18 protein-coding genes and 1 pseudogene are annotated in these 19474 nt (G+C 63.5%); 7 read left to right on the forward strand and 12 right to left on the reverse strand.

The window, feature by feature from the left end; all coding sequences use genetic code 11:
- The first annotated feature begins 40 nt into the window (after positions 1-40).
- The 3 genes from J2W46_RS11830 to J2W46_RS11840 all read left to right on the forward strand — a co-directional run bounded on the left by J2W46_RS11830 (position 41) and on the right by J2W46_RS11840 (position 2937).
- A complete protein-coding gene (locus J2W46_RS11830; protein ID WP_310353878.1) occupies positions 41-958 on the forward strand; it encodes a LysR substrate-binding domain-containing protein in 918 nt (305 codons plus the stop codon).
- Between the two features lie 94 nt (positions 959-1052).
- A complete protein-coding gene (locus J2W46_RS11835; RefSeq protein ID WP_310068904.1) occupies positions 1053-1448 on the forward strand; it encodes a DUF6232 family protein in 396 nt (131 codons plus the stop codon).
- A gap of 397 nt (positions 1449-1845) precedes the next feature.
- Entirely contained in the window at positions 1846-2937 is a 1092-nt protein-coding gene (locus tag J2W46_RS11840; RefSeq protein WP_310353881.1) for a hypothetical protein, read from the forward strand.
- A 101-nt stretch (positions 2938-3038) separates the two neighbouring features.
- On the opposite strand, the gene J2W46_RS11845 is transcribed toward J2W46_RS11840, so the two are convergent.
- The gene (locus tag J2W46_RS11845; protein ID WP_310353884.1) at positions 3039-5492 is read right to left on the reverse strand and encodes a glycogen/starch/alpha-glucan phosphorylase; all 2454 of its coding nucleotides are present in this window, start codon (positions 5490-5492) and stop codon (positions 3039-3041) included.
- 782 nt (positions 5493-6274) lie between these two features.
- Between J2W46_RS11845 and J2W46_RS11850 the strand changes: the two genes are divergently transcribed.
- Positions 6275-7642, forward strand: coding sequence for an MFS transporter (locus J2W46_RS11850; protein ID WP_088175906.1), 1368 nt, complete (start codon positions 6275-6277; stop codon positions 7640-7642).
- Positions 7643-7818: 176 nt separating this feature from the next.
- Here J2W46_RS11850 and ltaE read toward each other — a convergent pair whose 3' ends face one another.
- The 3 genes from ltaE to J2W46_RS11865 all read right to left on the reverse strand — a co-directional run bounded on the left by ltaE (position 7819) and on the right by J2W46_RS11865 (position 10275).
- Positions 7819-8826 (reverse strand): low-specificity L-threonine aldolase, encoded by a 1008-nt coding sequence (ltaE, locus tag J2W46_RS11855; protein WP_310354150.1) that lies wholly within the window; start codon positions 8824-8826, stop codon positions 7819-7821.
- Positions 8827-9050: 224 nt separating this feature from the next.
- Entirely contained in the window at positions 9051-9836 is a 786-nt protein-coding gene (locus tag J2W46_RS11860; RefSeq protein ID WP_310353889.1) for a peptidoglycan DD-metalloendopeptidase family protein, read from the reverse strand.
- 127 nt (positions 9837-9963) lie between these two features.
- Positions 9964-10275 carry a cupin domain-containing protein gene (locus J2W46_RS11865; RefSeq protein WP_088175817.1) on the reverse strand — a complete coding sequence of 104 codons (312 nt, stop codon included), beginning with the start codon at positions 10273-10275 and terminating at the stop codon, positions 9964-9966.
- A 254-nt stretch (positions 10276-10529) separates the two neighbouring features.
- On the opposite strand from J2W46_RS11865, the gene J2W46_RS11870 reads away from it, so the two are divergent.
- Both J2W46_RS11870 and J2W46_RS11875 read left to right on the forward strand, forming a co-directional pair.
- Positions 10530-10847 (forward strand): hypothetical protein, encoded by a 318-nt coding sequence (locus J2W46_RS11870; protein ID WP_020068086.1) that lies wholly within the window; start codon positions 10530-10532, stop codon positions 10845-10847.
- A 176-nt stretch (positions 10848-11023) separates the two neighbouring features.
- Positions 11024-11827, forward strand: a complete 804-nt coding sequence (locus J2W46_RS11875) for a DUF2968 domain-containing protein (protein ID WP_310353895.1) — start codon at positions 11024-11026, stop codon at positions 11825-11827.
- Positions 11828-12041: 214 nt separating this feature from the next.
- Here J2W46_RS11875 and J2W46_RS11880 read toward each other — a convergent pair whose 3' ends face one another.
- From J2W46_RS11880 to J2W46_RS11905, 6 genes are all read right to left on the reverse strand, one after another.
- The gene (locus tag J2W46_RS11880; RefSeq protein WP_310353897.1) at positions 12042-12371 is read right to left on the reverse strand and encodes a DUF4148 domain-containing protein; all 330 of its coding nucleotides are present in this window, start codon (positions 12369-12371) and stop codon (positions 12042-12044) included.
- A 265-nt stretch (positions 12372-12636) separates the two neighbouring features.
- A complete protein-coding gene (gene gndA, locus J2W46_RS11885) occupies positions 12637-14046 on the reverse strand; it encodes an NADP-dependent phosphogluconate dehydrogenase (protein ID WP_310353900.1) in 1410 nt (469 codons plus the stop codon).
- 143 nt (positions 14047-14189) lie between these two features.
- Positions 14190-14819 carry a DUF938 domain-containing protein gene (locus tag J2W46_RS11890; protein ID WP_310353903.1) on the reverse strand — a complete coding sequence of 210 codons (630 nt, stop codon included), beginning with the start codon at positions 14817-14819 and terminating at the stop codon, positions 14190-14192.
- Positions 14820-14896: 77 nt separating this feature from the next.
- Complete coding sequence (locus J2W46_RS11895) at positions 14897-15766, reverse strand: NAD-dependent protein deacetylase (protein ID WP_310353906.1); 870 nt, start codon at positions 15764-15766, stop codon at positions 14897-14899.
- 48 nt (positions 15767-15814) lie between these two features.
- The gene (locus J2W46_RS11900; protein WP_306299399.1) at positions 15815-16072 is read right to left on the reverse strand and encodes an oxidoreductase-like domain-containing protein; all 258 of its coding nucleotides are present in this window, start codon (positions 16070-16072) and stop codon (positions 15815-15817) included.
- Between the two features lie 112 nt (positions 16073-16184).
- Positions 16185-16949, reverse strand: coding sequence for an SDR family oxidoreductase (locus J2W46_RS11905; RefSeq protein ID WP_088175822.1), 765 nt, complete (start codon positions 16947-16949; stop codon positions 16185-16187).
- 253 nt (positions 16950-17202) lie between these two features.
- On the opposite strand from J2W46_RS11905, the gene J2W46_RS11910 reads away from it, so the two are divergent.
- Entirely contained in the window at positions 17203-18057 is an 855-nt protein-coding gene (locus tag J2W46_RS11910; RefSeq protein ID WP_310353919.1) for a polysaccharide deacetylase family protein, read from the forward strand.
- Positions 18058-18093: 36 nt separating this feature from the next.
- On the opposite strand, the gene J2W46_RS34340 is transcribed toward J2W46_RS11910, so the two are convergent.
- Positions 18094-18687, reverse strand: a complete 594-nt coding sequence (locus tag J2W46_RS34340; RefSeq protein WP_374726821.1) for a DUF2252 family protein — start codon at positions 18685-18687, stop codon at positions 18094-18096.
- Positions 18569-19219 (reverse strand): annotated as a pseudogene (locus J2W46_RS34345) (DUF2252 family protein); the annotation flags it as partial. The pseudogene J2W46_RS34345 and the gene J2W46_RS34340, both read right to left, overlap by 119 nt.
- Between the last annotated feature and the right edge of the window lie 255 nt (positions 19220-19474).

Here is a 19474-nt window from a genome sequence, read left to right on the forward strand (position 1 = left end):
TCACCGTAACCGGCCCGCCTTCGCATGAAGGTATCTCGCCATGCGCAAGTTGCCACCGCTCAATTCAATCCGCGCATTCGAGGCTGCCGCCCGGCATCAGAGTTTTACCGAGGCCGCCGCTGAGCTGTCCGTGACTATCACGGCGGTGAGCCACCAGGTCCGGCAACTCGAGGCGCGCATCGGCCACAAACTGTTCCAGAGAACGGGCGGTGCGGTCACGCTTACGCCGGTGGGCAAAACGATCTATCCGCTCGCGAGAGATGGCTTCGACCAGATCGCTCAGGCGTTCGAGGCGGTCAATTCCCGCGTCGACGAAGATTCGATCCGGATCTCGGCCACCCGTGCATTCGCGCAGCGCTGGCTGATGCCCAGGCTGGCGCGGTTCAATGCGAGTCACCCAGACGTCACGGTGCATATCCATGGCTCCGAGAAATCCGTCGATCTGCGCGCGGACGAAATCGACCTAGCGATCCGCTATGGTCCCGTCGGCGCCGACGAGCAGAGTTCCGTGATCCTGGAGGACTGCTATTTCGCGGTCGCGGATCGCGGCATTTGCCCCGAAGATCGTCCGCCGGTCATCAAAGACTTCCGCAAACTTCCGTTTCTCGCGTACAGGTGGGAAAACGGCGCGCTGAACGCCCCGGACTGGTCCGCGTGGCTTGCGCTCGTCGAACACGATCAGACTGTGGAGTCGCGCATTTCCTGGTACAGCGACGAGATGCTCGCGCTCTACGCGGCGGAATGTGGCTTAGGTCCGTTGATGTGCAGCAGCGTGCTAATCGACGAAGAATTGCGCACCGGGCGCCTGCGCCGCATCGAAGGCCCGTCGCTGCCGGGGTTCTCATATCGCCTCGTGCAAACGGCGTCGACGCGTCCGAAAAAAGGACTTCGCCTTTTCACGAAATGGCTTTGCGAAGAAGCACAACTGTTTCGGGACAGGTCCGCCGCGACCCGCTAGTCAATCCGCTGCCGGGCAATGAAAGAACCGATTTCCGTTGGAACTTTGAAGTCTGGTACCCTGCGCCCTTTGCAACAGCTTGCATTCAATCTCGATGGAAAACCCTTTCAACGATCGCGGCGTGTCTGTCACGCGCAACGCGCTCTCATCCGCTGGCCAGGTCTTTCCGCTGCGCGACATCGTCAGCGTGCAGGTTGTCACCGTGGAGAAGAACAAGGTATTGCCCGTCACCATTTCGCTGCTGGGGCTCGTCGGCGGGATTGTTGGCGGCGTATTGCACGCACCGGTGGGCATCGTGTGTGGCGTGATGCTGGTGGTTGTCGGCTGGCTCACCTGGGTGACGCAGGACATCACGCATCGTCTGATGGTGCAAACGGCCAACGGCGAACGCGAGGCGCTTTCGAGCGTCGATCGCGAGTTCGTCGAGCGCGTCGGCGCGGCCGTGAACGAAGCTAAAGGCACAGCTGCGTCTGCGGCGCAGAAAGCCTGAGCAAGTCAAAGCGGGGCCCGCGCCCGCGGGCTCAAGCAACCAACGCCGGCAGTGCTCACAGCGCGGTATATCCATCGACGCAAAGAGACCCCGCTGCTGCCTGTCGAGCCACGCTCCAGGTCTTCACACATCTTTGCAAGTGCGCGCTGGTGCGCAGGTAGAGTCGCCGCTTCTGTTATCGCGCGTTCCCTGGCGCAGGCCTCGCGTTGCCGCACGAGCTGCATGTGCTGCGGCATCGGGGCACTCCGCTCGCACTGCTAGCAACCAGTAAGAGCCGGTCGCTTTGCTGGTGCGTTGTGCTGGTGCCTTGTGCTGGCGCCTTGCCGGTGCATCTCTTTCCGTAAAGCGGTCGTATGCATCGCCTTCGCCAGGGACCGCGCTTTTGCGAGCGTGCTCCATGTCCCTGCTTATTGTCGATGCCGCGTGCCGGCATCTGCACCGTCACTTTTCCCGTTTCACCGCTGCCGCGCTGGTCTCCGCCTGCGCGCTTTCGACGTTGAGCGGCTGCTCCGTCACTTTCCCGACGCCCACGCCGCCGGCTCCCACTGTTTCGCTGATCAACGGCGGCAAAGACGGCGTGCTGATTCCTCTCCATGTGGAACGCGCCGACGAGGATCATGCGCGTCTTGGCCTGCCGGTCGAACTGGACGGCAAACCCGTCTACGTCGCGCTCGATACGGGCACGCAAGGTGTGCGTGTATTGAAATCGGTGCTGCCGGGTTCCGACTATGCGGGCGCCGCGCCAGCCAGCACGCTGCTGCTCGCGAACGGCGCGCAGGTTTCCGGCGCGGCCGTGAAGTTGCCGCTGAGCGTCGCCGGATCGAAGGCCGTACAGATCGGCGCGCAAGCGGTCGACACCGTCAGTTGCCAGGCCACCTCGAGACATTGCGTTGCGATGGACGGCTACAGCGGCGAATTCGGCTGGGCCTTCTCGGGACTTTTCGGCGTGGGCGCAGCGCAACCGGGCGACGTCTGTTGCACACAGCCACTACGCGCATTGGCCGGCCACATCGGCGAGCGGTATCTCGTGCACTCGAACTTCGCGGAGCCGTATCTGCTATTGAGTCCGTCGAGCGCCATCACGAAGGACTACACAATCGTGCCGATGACCGTATCGAACGACGGCACGATGCAATGGCCGCGAGGCTGCATCAATGTCGGCGACAAGATGACGTTCTGCGCGCCGCTCGTGTTCGCCACGGCCACCACCGGCATGATCCGCATTGAAACGGATACCGCGCCGAACTGGACCGGCGACGACAGCGTGGGCAAAGTGCTGATACAGGGCAACTACAACACAGCGGTCGGCTCGGGCAACTGGGTGCACCGCTACGAAGACGCGCAAGTCACTATCGTCAAGGCGCAGCCCGGCGAGAACCGCATCGTGATCGGTCTGATGGGCATGCAGAATATCGACGTGCTGTTCGATTTTCCGCGCGCCCAGTTGGGTCTCTACGCGAATCGGGCAGTCGAAAACCTCACGCCGTAACAGAGCCCGACAAGAGAAGGCCGCGCGTCGTTCAACAGACGCGCGGCCTTTTTTTCGCCGCTGTGGAAGTCACGCGATCCGCAGCGGAGCAACGCAAACGCTCAGCCCAGATTGAGCGGATCGACGCGCCAGATCTCGCGTGCGTATTCGCTGATCGTTCGATCCGACGAAAACTGCCCCATGCCCGCCACGTTCTCGATCGCGCTCTCGGTCCAAGCGCGTTTGTCGACGAAACGCGCGTCCACTTCACTCTGCGCCTTCGCAAACGCGGCGAAATCGGCAAGCACCATGTAGTGATCGCCCCAGTCCACCAGCGTGTGGAAAATATCGGAGAAGCGCAGCGGATCGTCGGGCGAGAAATAACCGCTGCGGATCTGGTCGAGGGCCATGCGGAGTTCGGCGTTCTCCTCGTACACTTGCCGCGGCCGGTAGCCGCTTGCACGCAGGTCGTCCACTTCGTCCGCCGTGTGACCGAAGATGAAGATGTTGTCGCGGCCCACGGCGTCGCAGATTTCGATGTTCGCGCCGTCCATCGTGCCAATCGTCAACGCACCGTTGAGCGCGAGCTTCATATTGCCGGTGCCCGACGCTTCAGTGCCTGCCATCGAAATCTGTTCGGACAGATCGGCGGCGGGAATGATCAGTTCCGCCACGCTCACGCCATAGTTGGGCACGAACACCACTTTCAGGCGGTCGCCGATCAGCGGGTCGTGATTGACCTTCTGACTCACGTCGCCGATCAGTTTGATGATCGTCTTCGCCATCCGGTAAGCGGATGCCGCCTTGCCGGCGAACATCACGACGCGCGGTACCCAGTCGTGCTCCGGATTCGCGCGAATCTGGTTGTAGCGCACGATCACATGCAGCACGTTCAACAGCTGCCGCTTGTATTCGTGAATGCGCTTCACCTGCAGATCGAACAGCGCATCAGGATCGAAATGCAGCTTCGTGTGATGCGCGAGCCGCTGCACGAGGCGCAATTTATTCTGCCGCTTCGCTTCACGGAATGCTTCGACAAAGCCGCTATCGCTGCGTAGCTCGCGTAGCTGCTCGAGCTCGAACAGATTGCTGCGCCAATGCGTGCCGATCCGCTGATCGATCAGCGACGACAGCGACGGGCTCGCCTGCGACAGCCAGCGCCGCGGCGTAATGCCGTTGGTCACATTCGTAAAGCGGTCAGGATAAATGCGCGCGAAGTCGGCGAAGATGTCGCGCGTCATGAGCTGCGAATGCAGCTTCGACACGCCGTTCACCTTGTGGCTCGCGACAATCGCCAGATACGCCATGCGCACGCGCCGCTGACCGTATTCGTCGACGAGAGAAATACGGCGGATCATTTCGGCGTCATGGCCCGAACGCTCGCTGACATGCTTCAGAAAGCCGGCGTTGATCTCGAAGATGATCTCCAGATGCCGCGGCAGCAGCCTCGACAGCATCTCGACGTCCCACGTTTCGAGCGCTTCGGGCATCAGCGTGTGGTTCGTGTACGAGAAAATCTGCGTGACGTGTTTCCACGCCTTGTCCCACGGCAGATGATGCACGTCCACGAGCAGACGCATGAGCTCGGGAATCGCGAGCACGGGGTGCGTGTCGTTCAGATGCACCGCGACCTTTTCGGAGAAGCGCCCGAACGTGCTGTGCGTGCGCTGATAGCGGCGGATCAGATCCTGCATGGTCGCCGAGACGAAGAAGTATTCCTGACGCAGCCGCAGCTCACGACCGGCCGGCGTCGAGTCGTCCGGATAGAGAAGGCGCGACACGTTCTCCGACATGTTCTTCGTGTCCACCGCATTGCGGTAGTCGCCGCGGTTGAACGCGCCGAGGTCCAGTTCGTCGGTGGCACGCGCGGACCACAGTCTTAGCGTGTTGGTCGCGTCGGTCGCGTAGCCGGGAATCACCGTGTCGTATGCGGTTGCGTTCACATGCTCGGTGTCGATCCATTCGACCTGATCGCCGCGCTGCACGGTGCGGCCGCCGAAATGCACGGTGTACTTGATCTCGGGCCGCGGAAACTCCCACGGATTACCCGCGCGCAACCAGTAGTCGGGCGCCTCGACCTGCTCGCCGTTGACGATCTCCTGTCGGAACATGCCGTATTCATAACGGATGCCGTAGCCGAAGCCCGGAATGCCGAGTGTCGCCATCGAATCGAGAAAACATGCGGCGAGCCGGCCGAGACCGCCATTGCCGAGCGCGGCGTCAGGCTCTATGTCGATGAGCGCGTCCATGTCGACGCCGAGGCTCGCCAACGCCTCCTTCATCTGATCGTGAATGCCCAGCGCGAGCAACGCGTTGGTAAAGGTCCGGCCGATCAGGAACTCCATCGACAGGTAGTAGACGCGCTTCACATCCTGCTCGTATTGCAGGCGGGTGGTTTTCATCCAGCGTGCGACGAGCCGGTCGCGCACGGCGAGCGCCGCGGCGTGCAGCCAGTCATGCGGATGCGCGGTGACGGCATCCTTGCCGACGCCGTACATCATGCGATTGGAAATTGAGCGCCGTAGCGCGTCGACGGTACTGTTGAGCTGGTCGAATTCCAGATCGACGGCTGTCATCGAAGCCTCCGGGAAAAAACGCTGCGACATGCGCGAACCGCACAGATGACGGACGGGAGGCGCGTGCCGGTCAGGCGGGTTAAGAATCAGAGTAGGACATTTTACGACTCCCGGATGCCGGCGAGCGCGGGTGCTGGTCACGCACATGCCATGCCCGCCTGTCTGCGCGCCCACGTACAGAGCCGGCCACTTTTGCGCACGCGCACGGTGCAAGGCGCGCGTGAACGGGCACTGCGCGCGTGCATCGGTTGATCGGAGCAGTGATGCCAAAGTGTGAAGGTGTTCGCCGCAAGCGTGACAGGATGCGACGCAAATCACGTGACAGAAGCAATTATTTTTTTCGGCTCGTAACGTCCGGACGGCCGAAGAAGCGATTGAGTTTCAAGCTCTATCTGGCTGATGCTGGCGACAAGCGTATCGAGCGTGTGACGGCTGGCGGTGCCGTGCGCAACAGGCGACGGCGCACAACCAGCGACGGCGCGCGTCAACTCGAAGGCGCGCCGCGGGGCTGACAGTTAGTTGCATACACATTCGATTTTCATCCACCTTACAGCGCCCGCGTGCGCTGCAGGATTTCCCGGGCTCTGTAACAATCGCTACATTCGCCGCGCGGCGGCCTTGGGCTTCGCCCAACAAGCCCGCGCCTTGCGTTACGCACAACCTTGCCACTCGCGCGCCGCATGTTCAGATTCCTGCAGCGTCGACACGCACACCCGACGAGCCATGCCTTGTCCGACAAGCTGAGCGCGGCGTCCGCGCCGCCCTTTCCCGCGGATGCTCCCATGTCCGCCGCCAACCGCCGTGCGATGGCGGCGATCATGCTTGCCGTCGCGCTCGCGACGCTCGACACGGCGATCGCCAACACCGCACTGCCCGCGATCGCCGCCGATCTGCACGCGGCGCCCGCTGCATCGGTGTGGATCATCAACGCTTATCAGCTCGCAATGGTCGCGACGCTGCTGCCGCTGGCCGCGCTCGGCGACATCATTGGGCATCGGCGGATTTATATCGGCGGCATTGCGCTGTTCACCATCGCGTCGCTCGCCTGTTCGATGGCGCCGACCCTGCCGATGCTTGCGGGCGCACGCGTGCTGCAAGGCTTGGGGGCGAGCGCGATCATGAGCGTCAATACCGCGCTGATCCGCTTTCTGTATCCGCCGCACCGGCTCGGACGCGGGCTCGGCATGAACGCGCTGATCGTCGGCGTGTCGTTTGCGGTGGGTCCCACGGTCGCGTCGGTGATTCTCTCGGTCGCTTCCTGGCCGTGGCTGTTCGCCGTCAATGTGCCGCTCGGCGTGCTGGCGCTGGCTTTCGCATGGCCTGCGCTGCCGCACACGGAGCGCGGCGCGCACAACTTCGATCCGCTCGCCGCGCTGCTGAACGTGGTGACGTTCGCCGCACTGATCTTTGCGCTGGGCGAAGCGGCGCAGCGCGCATCGACGCAACTCGTGTTGAGCGCCGCTGCCGTCGCGGTGATTTTTGGCCTGCTGCTGATTCGCCGTGAAGCCGGGCACCCGGCGCCCATGCTGCCGGTCGATCTTTTCAAGCGGCCCGTGTTCGCGCTGTCGGCAGTGACCGCCGTGTGCTCGTTCGCCGCGCAAGGCCTGGCGTTCGTCTCACTGCCCTTTTATTTCGAGGATGTACTGCACCGCAGCCAGGTTGAAACCGGCTTTCTGATGACGCCGTGGCCGGTCGTCGTCGCGTTGGCGGCGCCGCTCGCGGGCAGCTTGTCCGACCGCTATCCGCCCGGCCTGCTCGGCGCCGTCGGGCTCGCGGTGATGTCGGCGGGAATGGCCTCGCTTGCGCTATTGCCTGTCCATCCGCACGTGCTCGACATCGGCATTCGCATGGCGATTTGCGGCGCGGGTTTCGGCTTTTTCCAGTCGCCGAATCTGAAAGCGCTGATGGCGAGCGCGCCGCCCGAGCGCAGCGGCGGAGCGAGCGGCATCGTCGCGACGGCGCGGCTGCTCGGCCAGACTACCGGCGCGGCGCTGGTCGCGTTGAGCTTCGGGATCGCGGGCCGGCACGGGCCGACGCTCGCGCTCGGCGCGGGCGCCTTCTTCGCGGGCGCGGCGAGTCTGGCGAGCGGATTGCGGCTCCTTGCACCGTCACATCGTGCGGGCGCGCACGCGAAAGCGTCGGGGAAATGAAAACGGGCGCGCTATTGGACAGCGCGCCCGTTCTCGTCAATTGATTACAGCTTGATATCCGCTCGATGGCCAGCGTGAGCACGGCCGGACGGGCACCGCGCGATGCCGGTTCGCTAAGAGGCAATCAATGCCTCACGTGACGCGTCTTGCTCGATCACCTCCCGAGCGGCACGCAATCAACGTGCGGCAAAGTACCCCTTCACTGCCGCGATGAACGTGTCGATGTCCTCACGCGACACGTCTTTGTGCGTAACGAATCTCGACGCGTACAACATCTGCGTAAGAATGCCGCGCTCTTTGAGCCAGGCTTCGAGCGGCGCGCAATGCTGCTGCGGAAACTGCGCGAACACCATGTTGGTTGCAACAGACTGCACCTTCACCTGGTCGATGGCTTCAAGACCCGCCGCCAGATGCGCGGCGTTCGCGTGGTCGTCGGCGAGACGCTCGACGTTGTGCTCCAGCGCATACAGGCAGGCCGCCGCCAGCACGCCCGCCTGGCGCATGCCGCCGCCGAGCACCTTGCGCCAGCGGTGAGCCACGTCGATCAGCGCCTGGCTGCCGACCAGAACCGAGCCGACCGGCGCGCCGAGGCCTTTCGAAAAGCAGATCGAAACCGAATCGAACGGCTCGCACAGCGCCGCAACCGGCTTGCCCGACGCGACCGCCGCGTTAAAGACGCGCGCGCCGTCCAGGTGGGCCGACAAACCGCGTTCGCGTGCAAGCCCCACTGCTTCGGCGACATAGCCCTCCGGCAGCACTTTCCCGCCGATGGTGTTTTCCAGCGCCAGCAGACGCGTGCGCGCAAAGTGGTTGTCGATCGATTTGATCGCAGCCGCGATCTTGTCGAGCGGGATCGAACCGTCTGCGGCATTTTCAAGCGGTTGCGGCTGAATGCTGCCGAGCACCGCCGCACCGCCGCCTTCGTATTTGTACGTGTGGGCCAACTGCCCGACGATGTATTCGTCGCCGCGCGCGCAGTGCGCCATCAACGCCGCGAGGTTGCTTTGCGTGCCGCTGGGGAAGAACAGACCGGCCTCTTTGCCGGTACGTTCGGCAAGCGTCGACTGCAGACGCAGCACGGTCGGGTCGTCGCCCCAGACGTCGTCGCCGACTTCGGCGGCCGACATGGCCGCGAGCATCGCCGGAGTCGGACGGGTTACGGTATCGCTGCGCAAATCGATCATTGTGTGTCCCTGTGCGTCTTTCGTGTGAGAGGCCATGACGGTCGGCCGGCTTGCCACGTCCGCGTGCAACGGTCGCAATGGTTGCAACCGCAGCAGCGGCGCCGGCTCGTGAGCCACACAGTGTATTCAATTCACGCGGCGCTCGCATGGCCGCGTGAAAGTCGGTTGAAGCGTGCCTGGCTCAGCCCGCACACAGGCAAGGCTCAAGCGAGGCTCAACTACATCTACCCGCCTGACTTAGGCAGCCAGGCGAGCGGATCGACCGGCTGGCCGTTCTGACGAACCTCGAACTGGATCGACGCGACACCGCGGCTATCCACGCCGACTTCGCTGATGGTCTGGCCTTGCGCAACCGCATCGCCTTCCTTGACGAGCAGCGTGCTGTTCTGGCCGTAAGCGGTGATCAAGGAGTCGTCGTGCTTGATGATGATAAGCGGCCCGTACGCCTCGATGCCCGAACCCGCGTAGACCACACGGCCGGTGGCGGCTGCCTTGACGGGGTCGCCTGGTCGTCCGCCGATCACGATGCCGTTCGACCTGCCTGCGGCGAAGGTCTTGAGGATCGGCCCGCGCAACGGCCATTGCAGCACGCCCTGCTGCGGCGCCGCCGCCGCCGTGGGTGCGGCTGGTGCTGAGGGCGCGGCCGGTGCTGCGGGCGTGCTCGGTGCCGCAGCGACGGGCGGCGCCGCGACGCTGCCGGACGCCATCGGCGGAGCAACGCGCAGCACCTGCCCGGGAGCAACGGCCGCGTTGACCGGCAGACCGTTCCAGGTCGCGATGTCCTGCGGCCTGTGCCCATAAGCCGATGCGACTCCGGCAAGCGTATCGCCGGGATTGACGCGATAGAAACCCGCCGGCACGGGCACCGTGCTGAGCGTGGTGGGTCGGGACTGTGTGTTGCCGTAGAACGGCGTGTTGTCCCACGGCGCGCTCACGCAGCCGTTGAGTATCACGCCTAGCGCGGCAGTCGCCAGCAAACGGGTCCCCTTCTGTTGCCATGGTCTCATCATGTGATTTGTCCTCGACATTTTTTGGATTCGAGCTTCTGATCGATCGTCTTGATCGATGCCCGTAGCAATTGCCGTACCGCTCGCGGGTCAGCACACTGCAACCTCGCACATCACCGCGCCTGAAAACCTAAACACTGCCCTCGGCTTCTACCACGAGAATGCGCGCCGGGCCGATCGGATGCGCCACGTGCTCGGTGCCCACGGACGCATAGAACACATCGCCCGTTTCAAGAATTGCCGCCTGCTCCACGCCGTCCTGGCGATAGCGCATCTCGACGCGACCATCCAGCACGGCGAACACTTCTTCGCCGTCGTTCACGTGCCACTTGTAGGGCTGATCCGTCCAATGCAGACGTGTCGTGATGCCGCCCATGTTGGCAATGTCGAGCGCGCCCCACGGGCGCGTCGCGGTGAAGCTCTTGCTGCGAATGATCTTCATGGTCGCTAACGCATTTGGTAGAGAGAGAGCCCTTTGCGCCAGTCGCAATCGGCCATGGACGCAGCGCACGCCGGGCGCTGCCGGGCAGCTTTTAGAACGCTCATTATAAGTCGCGCGACACGCGCTCCACGCCCAGTCAGCGAGTGCCGCGGCAATGATGTGATCATTGAAACCTCTGGACGCTCACCTATACTCAACCTTGCTGCGCCGACGGGGCGTGGACTGAAACGACCGGATCCCGCATGGAGTCGACGATGAACAAAGCCACATTTCTCGCCGTGCAACTCAATGTCGACGACGTGGCCGCGTCGCCTGGACTGGCCGAATTGTTGAACACGCATCTGGTTTTTGCCGCCGATGTGGCCGAGGCCGCCGACGCACTCGTGCAACTTGCGAGTATCGCGGGATTGTCGGGCGGCGTGGAGGCGCGCGTCGAAATTCCCGCGCTGGCCATCGAGCGTCTGCGTGAGGCGCTCGACATTCTGAGCGGCTACGACGAATCGTGGCTGCTTGCGCTTGAGCCGAGCCACGCGTTATTCGCGGACATAGGCCGGCATCGCACCCTGCATTAGGACTGCGCACGCGGACGACATCCGCAGGCATGTGCAGCCCCGGCGCAACCGTGGCATCCCCCCACTCGCGCCGCTGAGCCATTGCTTTTCGCTCACCGCCCAATCCGCCAGTTAGCCGGAACGCTTTATTGCCGGCGCCGTCTGGCCCTTCGGGCGAGTCAACTGGAGGAACCGCCGTGAAAAGTCTCCTTAACCGCCGTAGCGTGCTGGCAGGCCCATCGCATGTCGTCAGGGTCGCGCAGGACAATGCCAGCGCGCCCGTCCCGCCCGACGATGCCGACGAGGCGTCGCGGGAGATTGCGTCCGACGCGCCGTCCGCGCTTTCTTCTGCACTTTCGTCCGATGCTCCGTCCGGATTCGCATCCGATCCGTCGCAGGCGGCAGTGGCGCGCGGTGCCGCTCGTCCGGTGTTGACATTGCGGCCCGTCCAGACCGCGCCGTCGCAGGTGAGCGCGCGTGGCGTCCAGATTGCGAACACCGCCGAAGTCGAATGGCTCGCCGAAGAAGAGGCGCTCATGCCGTTTCGCGTGTTTCGCAGCTTCGCGTATTCGGTGAGCCTGCTGTTTCATGCGAAGGAGTTAACGTACTACGTCGCGCTCTATCAGGACGGCGCGCTCTGGCGCGCGTTGAAAGCCGCCGACCTCGAAGCCGCCGAAGCGGCCTTCCATCATTTCGAAGACCAGGCGACGCGGCTCTCGGACTGTGAAACTCGCCGCGCGCAACTGGAGGCGCAGAACGAACAGCTGGCCCGCGAGATCGCTCGCTCTGAAGCGCAAGCCGAACGGCTACGCAGCGATTTGCAGCGGCGTAGCGCACAAGAGCAGGCGGCGACGACCCGGCAGCATCAGGTGCGCAAGGAAGTGTCCCTGCTCGAAGCTCAACGCGTGGCCGCGCAGGCGCATCTGAACAAGGCACATCGGCAGATGCAGCAGCTCAATCTGACGAGCAACGAAGCGATTCCACATTTGCCGACTCGTTGAACCGCCTGGTTCCGTCACGAAGAGCACGAAGAAGGCGCGCGGTGCAGCACGCTTGCCACGCGCCACGCGTCCTCGAAGCGGTAAACAGAAAAACGCCGCCAAGGCAAAAACCTTGACGGCGTTTTTCTATCGGCGGCCACCTGACAGTCAGGCGGCGCCTCCGGTTGGCTTCTACGCGAACGGCTGCCCGATTCGGCGCCGCTCGACCGCCAGATTAGTTGCCGAAATAAACCGAGCTACGATCGGTCGTGACCGCACGGCCGGCTTGCGAGCTGCCTGCGATCGGTGCGCCATAACCGCTGTTGGCCACTTGAGCCGCGGCTTGCGCGGTGCCGTTCTGAGCGTCGACACGTGCTTGAGCAGCTTGCAGGTTTTCGGGGTAGTCAACATGGTCGCCGACCGGGTTGTAGCCAGCCTTCTCGAGTTGGACCAGTTCGGCGCGAACTTGAGCGCGCGTGACCGGCTGGTTCGATTGAGCGAACGAAGCGACAGGAGCGGCCAAAACAGCAGCGGCGACGACTACGGCAGAGATAAGAGTCTTCATGATGTATAACCTCCAGAACTTGTTGTGATTCGCTTCGGGCTTTGTTGTCCCTAGCGCTTAAATAGAAGTTTAGGAGCGAGAACATCTAGGGGAAACCCCTAAAACGACGAAACTCTATTCCGGAAATTGCAATAGTCGGTGTCCGAATCCTGTCAGTGTCGAAATGACCGACGCTCGCAGCAATAATGCCGCCCAGCCATTTCAATACCCTAGAACGGCGCGCCCCGGCCTGCGCCGGGCGCGCGCTGCTAGGGGCTACAGCGCTTCAGCTCCAGTTCGCGTGGAAGCTGCCCGGCTTGTCGATCCGCTCGAACGTATGGGCGCCGAAGAAGTCGCGCTGCGCCTGCACGAGGTTTGCGGGCAACCGCTCCGAGCGGTAAGCGTCGAAATATGCAACCGCCGACGCGAACGCCGGGACCGGCACGCCCGCATTGATTGCGGCGACCACCACTTCGCGCAACGCTGACTGATAGTTGCTCGCAACATCGCGGAAGTACGGGTCCAGCAGCAGGTTCGCGATAGTCTTTTCTTTCGTGTAGGCGTCGGTGATTTTCTGCAGGAAGCGAGCGCGGATGATGCAGCCGGCACGGAAGATCTTGGCAATCGTGCCGAAATCCAGATCCCACTTGTACTCTTCCGAAGCCGCGCGCAACTGCGCGAAACCTTGCGCGTACGAGATCACTTTGCTGAAGTACAGCGCGCGGCGCACCGACTCAATGAACGCTTCGCGCTCAGCTCCGAGCGGCTTCGCACTCGGCCCGTCGAGCACCTTGCTCGCGGCAACACGCTGATCTTTCAGCGACGAAAGCACGCGTGCGAACACGGCCTCTGTAATCAGCGGCAGCGGCGCGCCGAGGTCGAGCGCATTCTGGCTGGTCCACTTACCGGTACCTTTCTGCGCCGCGCGATCCAGGATCACGTCGACCAGATCCTTGCCGGTTTCCTCGTCCTTCTTGCTGAAGATCTTCGAGGTGATTTCGATCAGATAGCTGTCGAGCTCCCCCTGATTCCACTCGGTATAGACCTTGCCGAGTTCCTCGTTCGACAGGCCGACCACCTGCTTCAGGACCGCATAGCTTTCGGCGATGAGTTGCATGTCGCCGTATTCGATGCCGTTATGCACCATCTTCACGAAATGGCCTGCGCCGTCCGGGCCCATGTAGGCGACGCACGGCTCGCCGTCCGGCGCCTTTGCGGCGATCTCGGTCAGAATCGGCGCAACCAGGTCGTATGCGTCGCGTTGCCCGCCCGGCATGATCGACGGACCTTTCAGTGCGCCTTCCTCGCCGCCCGACACGCCGGTGCCGATAAAATGCAGGCCGGCCTTCGCCAGCTCCTGGTTGCGGCGGATCGTGTCGGTGAAATGCGTGTTGCCGCCGTCGATCAGAATGTCGCCCTTTTCCAGCAGCGGCTTGAGCGATGCGATGGTCGCGTCGGTCGGCTCGCCGGCCTTGACCATGAGCAGAATGCGGCGCGGTTTTTCCAACGACTCCACGAACTCTTCGAGCGTGAACGCCGGCACCAGCTTCCTGTCCGGATATTCGGCGATGAGTTCGTCGGTCTTTTCGCGGCTACGGTTGTAGACCGACACCGCGTGGCCGCGGCTTTCGATGTTGAGCGCCAGATTGCGGCCCATGACCGCCAGCCCCACCACGCCGATTGCCTGTTTGCCCATGTGAATTCTCCAGTGTCCAAAAGTGTCGTGACGCCGCGCCGGAAAGAACGTCGGCCGGACGTCGAGGGTGAAAGCATAAAAGAAATGCCGGTTTGCCGCTCGTTAACGGGCACGCAACACGGCTTTGCGCCCTTTCCGCGCGTTCAATGCGCCTGTGGTTCGCGCTTTCGGAACACGAGGCTGAAATTGTTGGCTGGCATCGCGACCGGCTCGTCGCACGTGAATCCCTCCGACGCCGCGAGCGCCACGACCGCTTCCATGTCGCGCACGCCCCACGCCGGATTGCGGCTTTGCAATTGCCGGTCGAAAGCCTCGTTGCTCGGCGCCGTGTGCGCGCCGCCGCGTTTGTAAGGGCCGTACAGATACAGTACACCGCCACGAGCGAGATGGCGGCTTGCGCCCGCGAACAGCGCTTGCGCAGCGCTCCACGGCGCGATGTGAATCATGTTGATGCAGACCACCGCATCGAGCACGCCTACGCCCCAGTCGGCCTGATGCACGTCGAGCGCAAGCGGCGCGCGCACGTTCGGCGGCGCGCCGTGCGCGATCCATGCGGCAATCGACTCGCGCGCTTGCGCGTCGGCGTCGGTCGGTTGCCAGTCCAGTCCGGGCATCGCGCCGGCAAAGTACATTGCGTGCTGACCCGTGCCGCTCGCAATTTCTAGTACGCGGCCCGTGGCCGGCAACGCCGTGCGCAAGACGGCGAGGATCGGTTCGCGATTGCGCTCGGCGGAGGGCGAATGTTGCCGCATCGACGGAACAGGTTCGGTCATGTGGATGTAGTGTGGATCGTTTGCGTTGGCTTGGGTTGCATAGCTTGCATTCGCTTGTATTGGTGCCGAGCCGCAGTTCAATCTACCGCGAGACGGCCGGCCAAAGCGGTCAGCGTATCGGCACATGGCGCCGCAATTTTCAGCGACAACAGCGGATCGGCGCGCGTGCGCCCGAGATTGATCGCGGCGACTGGTTTGCGCTGCTTTTGCGCCCACACGCAGAAGCGATAGCCGGAATAGACCATCAGCGACGAGCCGACCACCAGCACGGCGTCTGCGGCATCGAGCGCATGCGAAGCCGCCTCGACACGCTCGCGCGGCACACTTTCGCCGAAAAACACCACCGCCGGCTTCAGCAAGCCGCCGCAATTCGTGCACGCCGGAACGCGAAACGCTTCGAGCGCGTGCCATTCGAGATGCGCATCGCCGTCGGCGGCAGTTTCGGCGGTCACGCTCAGCAGCGCGGGATTTTCCGCCTCGAGCGTCTGCTGGATCGACGCACGCGAATGCTGCGTGCCGCAATCGAGACAAACGACACCGTCTATGCCGCCGTGCAATTCAATCACGTCGCGGCTACCCGCGCGCTGATGCAATCCGTCGACGTTCTGCGTGACGAGCGCCGGTACATGGCCGGCCGCCTGGAGCCGCGCAAGCGCGATATGCGCAGCGTTGGGCTGCGCCTGTGCAACGACCGGCCAGCCGACCATGCTGCGCGCCCAGTAACGCCGGCGCATTGCGTCGGTACCGAGAAATTCCTGCAGCGTGATGGGCGGCGAGCGCTTCCACTCGCCGTTGTCGTCGCGATAGCCGGGAATACCGGAATCGGTGCTGATGCCCGCGCCCGTCAGCACGAAGAGCCGCGGATAGCGCTGCACGAAGTCGTGCAGATCGTCGAGGGTGTGCGATTCGTTGAAGGGTTCGAGTGGCGCGGAAAAAAGGTCGGTCATGACGGGATCACTGATGACTGCGGCGGCGTAAAAGCGCGCGACGGTGCTTCACCGGCGCTTGCGCACGCCGCGCTTCGCCGCCGGGATTGGGACCGCCGCACGTTGCGCCTGCCGCGCTTCCCATTCGGCCAGCGCGACCCGGTAGCGCTCCAGCGCGTCGTCATAAAGATCGAACACGCACGGACTACAGCCGCTATGACAACAATCCTCGAGGTCGGGCTGTACCGGCGGTGCGGGCTTTGGATCGTCCACGGTGCTGGCTTGGGGCACGGCTGATGACTTCACGTGAACACGCTCGGAACGCACGCAATGCGAGGCAGCGAAGGCGAAGAAGGAAAGCGCTCAGTATATGTTGATCTCCCGCGCCGCGCTTGGCGCGGGTGGCCGTCAGCCGCGCCAAGCGCGGCGCGGGTGGCCGTCAGCCGCGCCCGACGAACGGCATCTTGCTCGCCATGATGGTCATGAACTGGACATTCGCCGACAGTGGCAATTGCGCCATGTGCAGCACGGCGTCCGCGACATGCTGCACGTCCATCAACGGCTCGACCGCGATCTCGCCGTTCGCCTGCGGCACGCCGCGCGCCATGCGCTCGGCCATTTCCGTGGCCGCGTTGCCGATATCGATCTGCCCGCACACGATGTCGTATTTCCGGCCGTCGAGCGACACGGCTTTCGTGAGGCCCGTGACCGCGTGCTTGGTCGCTGTGTAGGCAATGCTGTTCGGCCTCGGCGCGTGCGCCGAAATCGAGCCGTTGTTAATGATGCGCCCGCCGCGCGGATTCTGCGTTTTCATCAGACCGAATGCCGCGCGCGTGCACAGGAACACACCGGTGAGGTTGGTGTCGACCACCGAACGCCATTCGTTTATATCGAGTTCGTCGATGTCGACCGGCGAGCCGCTGCGCCCGGCGTTGTTGAACAGCAAGTCGAGCCGGCCATAACGTTCGCGGACCGTGTTGAACAGCGCGTCGACGCTGTCCGCGTCCGTCACGTCGCAAGGCACCGCGGCCGCTTCTCCGCCCACGGCGCGCGCCTGCTCGGCTACGGCGTCGAGCGCCGCCTGACGACGGCCCGCAAGCACCACGCTATACCCATGCTCCGCGAGACGCACCGCGCATGCACGGCCGATGCCGCTACCCGCACCCGTTACCAATGCCACCTTTCTGATTCCCGTCACCGTCACCGCTCGTCTCCCTGTTTCATGAATGAAGGGCCGCCCCGCACCAACGCTCCTGCACCATTGTTCGGCACCTGTTTCGAACCATACCGCAGCGGACGGTCGATCACAAATGCCGCCTGCGAGAGCTTCCATCATGCAACCGGCGCGCTTTCATTGCGGTTCCTGTCCGCGAGCTTGCCGGTCCGCGCATCAATGGTATCGTTCGACGTTGCGCGCGGTGCCCTGCTTGCCCGCGCAATTACCGGAAGCACGCTTTATGAACCAACTCTCCACGCCCCACGACGCTGGAGCGCCACCGCTGCGCCGGTGGCCTCAGACCGGCTACCCCGCGATGCTCACCGCCACCGCCGCATGGCACGTCTTGGTGCTGGCCGCATGGCTGCTGGTGCCCCGCGCATGGCCGTGGTGGCTCGCCGCGATCTTTGCGAATCACGCTGTATTTACCGTGGCCGGTCTGCTGCCGCGCACCTCGCTGCTGGGTCCGAACTGGACGCGCCTGCCCGCTGGCGCGCGCAACGCGGATGCAATCGCATTGACTATCGACGACGGTCCAGATCCCGTCGTCACGCCGCAAGTACTCGAGCTGCTCGATGCGCTGCACGTGCGCGCTACGTTCTTCTGCATAGGAGAAAAGGCGCGGCGTTATCCGCAACTCGCACGCGAGATCGTCGCGCGAGGTCATGCGCTCGAAAACCATTCGCAGGTTCACGTGCACACATTTTCTGTGACGTTTCCGGGCGCGCTTCTGCGCGAGATAGATGCCGCGCAACGCACACTCGAAGAACTCAGCGGCGAGCGGCCCATGTTCTTTCGCGCGCCGGCAGGCCTGCGCAATATTTTTCTGGAGCCGGTGCTGCGCAAGCTAGATTTGCGGCTAGCGGCATGGACGCGCCGCGGCTACGACACACGCGAACGCGATCCGCAAGTCGTCACCCGCAGGCTACTCGACGGTCTGGCGCCGCGCGACATACTGCTGCTGCACGACGGCAACGCCGCGCTGACCGCCGACGGTAAGCCGCTGATTCTCGCCGTGCTGCCACGTGTCATAGAAGCGGCTCGCAGCAGGAACTTGCGCTTCGTGACGTTGCGCGAGGCGAGGGTCGACGCTTGACAGTGTGGATTTACAGCGTGGATTCACAGCGTTGATTCACATGCGAAAATCCGCCGCCATGTCTTCGTCCGAGCGCGCCTCGATAACACCGCTGCGGCATGCCTTGACGAAGACATCGTAGTCGCGCTCCACCTGATCGGCGTAACTCGCCGCGTAAGCTGCCAGCGCCTCGGCGAATTGATCGCCGCGCCCGATATAAGCGCTCACTTCGACCGCCTGGCCGCCCGCCTTTGCATGGGCACGCGCCATCGCCCAGCCGCATAGCCTCGCGTAACCGTCCAGCAGATCGCTGTCGAACAACTCGATGCTCGCCGACAGCTTCATGTCGCGCAATTGACGGAAGTAGTAATGCCGGCCGAGCGAACTCGTCGCCCAGCCTAAAAAGATGTCGCTCGCGGCCTGCAACATGCGCTGCCCCTGCACCACGCGCTCGCCTTGATGCTTGACCGGTGGCGACTTGTAGTAGCGGGCGATCACCGAAGGCCTCGCTTCCTTGATCTGTACGAAGAGCGGCTTGCCCGTGGGATCGACGAGCAGCACCGCCATGCAGCTCCATGCCGCGGCGCACCGCGCGGCGGCGTTCCGGCGACAGCGCGGTCTCCGCCATGCGGTCGAAGGTAATGCGCTCATACCAGAGTTCCAGCGCGCCGCATTGTGCGTATTGCGCCATGCGATTGCGGTATTCGCTCACGGCGGTCATCACCAGATTCTCGGCTGTGCCGCGACTCAGGCGCATGTGACGCGCGGCCAGCACGAGGCTTGCGGCAAGGCGCTTGAGGTCCCATTCGAATGGGCCCACCGACACTTCGTCGAAATCGTTCAGGTCGAAAACCAGCTGGCGCTCGGGCGTCGCGAAGCCGCCGAAGTTCATCAGATGCCCGTCTCCGCAGATCGGCATGGTTAGGCCGCTGTCGTGAACCTGGCTTAGATCGTGAGCTTGCAGGTTTGCGGTGCCGCGAAAGAACGTGAACGGCGACACGGCCATGCGCCCATAGCGCAACGGCACGAGGTTCTGCACGCGGCCTTCGCTGCTTTGCTTAATAAGGTCGATTGGATCGCGGTCTAATGCGCCCACCGTTTTATGACTCGACCGCTTCGATTTTTCGCGGGCGGCACGGCCGCGGGCCTCGCGCTCCGCAATGGTGCTGGCTTTCATAGTCATCTTCGTTCGTCTTGAGAGTTCACCGTCGAGGAGCCCGGACGCGGGTCGCACTGCATGCTAGCAGAGCAACCGGTAAAAAGGTGCGGGCGCTTTTACCGATGCCGAATGAATGCGCGAGCGAGCCCCGCAATATTTGAATTCCGGTTGCTTCGCGCTCTTCAGCAATCACCCTTTCGAGCCGTTTACCAGTACATGCGGAAATTCAGTGACGCACGCAAATGCCCTTGACCAGGGGCTCATTCTCACAACGTGCGG

The organism is Paraburkholderia strydomiana, from assembly GCF_031456815.1.
Classification (GTDB): Bacteria; Pseudomonadota; Gammaproteobacteria; order Burkholderiales; family Burkholderiaceae; genus Paraburkholderia; species Paraburkholderia caledonica.

What these genes read in the sequence shown, in the direction of transcription:
- J2W46_RS11830 (WP_310353878.1), top strand. Translation starts at nt 41, where the DNA reads ATGCGCAAGTTGCCACCGCTCAATTCAATCCGCGCATTCGAGGCTGCC.
- J2W46_RS11835 (WP_310068904.1), top strand. Translation starts at nt 1,053, where the DNA reads ATGGAAAACCCTTTCAACGATCGCGGCGTGTCTGTCACGCGCAACGCG.
- J2W46_RS11840 (WP_310353881.1), top strand. Translation starts at nt 1,846, where the DNA reads ATGTCCCTGCTTATTGTCGATGCCGCGTGCCGGCATCTGCACCGTCAC.
- J2W46_RS11845 (WP_310353884.1), bottom strand. Translation starts at nt 5,492, where the DNA reads ATGACAGCCGTCGATCTGGAATTCGACCAGCTCAACAGTACCGTCGAC.
- J2W46_RS11850 (WP_088175906.1), top strand. Translation starts at nt 6,275, where the DNA reads ATGTCCGCCGCCAACCGCCGTGCGATGGCGGCGATCATGCTTGCCGTC.
- ltaE (WP_310354150.1), bottom strand. Translation starts at nt 8,826, where the DNA reads ATGATCGATTTGCGCAGCGATACCGTAACCCGTCCGACTCCGGCGATG.
- J2W46_RS11860 (WP_310353889.1), bottom strand. Translation starts at nt 9,836, where the DNA reads ATGATGAGACCATGGCAACAGAAGGGGACCCGTTTGCTGGCGACTGCC.
- J2W46_RS11865 (WP_088175817.1), bottom strand. Translation starts at nt 10,275, where the DNA reads ATGAAGATCATTCGCAGCAAGAGCTTCACCGCGACGCGCCCGTGGGGC.
- J2W46_RS11870 (WP_020068086.1), top strand. Translation starts at nt 10,530, where the DNA reads ATGAACAAAGCCACATTTCTCGCCGTGCAACTCAATGTCGACGACGTG.
- J2W46_RS11880 (WP_310353897.1), bottom strand. Translation starts at nt 12,371, where the DNA reads ATGAAGACTCTTATCTCTGCCGTAGTCGTCGCCGCTGCTGTTTTGGCC.
- gndA (WP_310353900.1), bottom strand. Translation starts at nt 14,046, where the DNA reads ATGGGCAAACAGGCAATCGGCGTGGTGGGGCTGGCGGTCATGGGCCGC.
- J2W46_RS11890 (WP_310353903.1), bottom strand. Translation starts at nt 14,819, where the DNA reads ATGACCGAACCTGTTCCGTCGATGCGGCAACATTCGCCCTCCGCCGAG.
- J2W46_RS11895 (WP_310353906.1), bottom strand. Translation starts at nt 15,766, where the DNA reads ATGACCGACCTTTTTTCCGCGCCACTCGAACCCTTCAACGAATCGCAC.
- J2W46_RS11910 (WP_310353919.1), top strand. Translation starts at nt 17,203, where the DNA reads ATGAACCAACTCTCCACGCCCCACGACGCTGGAGCGCCACCGCTGCGC.
- J2W46_RS34340 (WP_374726821.1), bottom strand. Translation starts at nt 18,687, where the DNA reads ATGAGCGCATTACCTTCGACCGCATGGCGGAGACCGCGCTGTCGCCGG.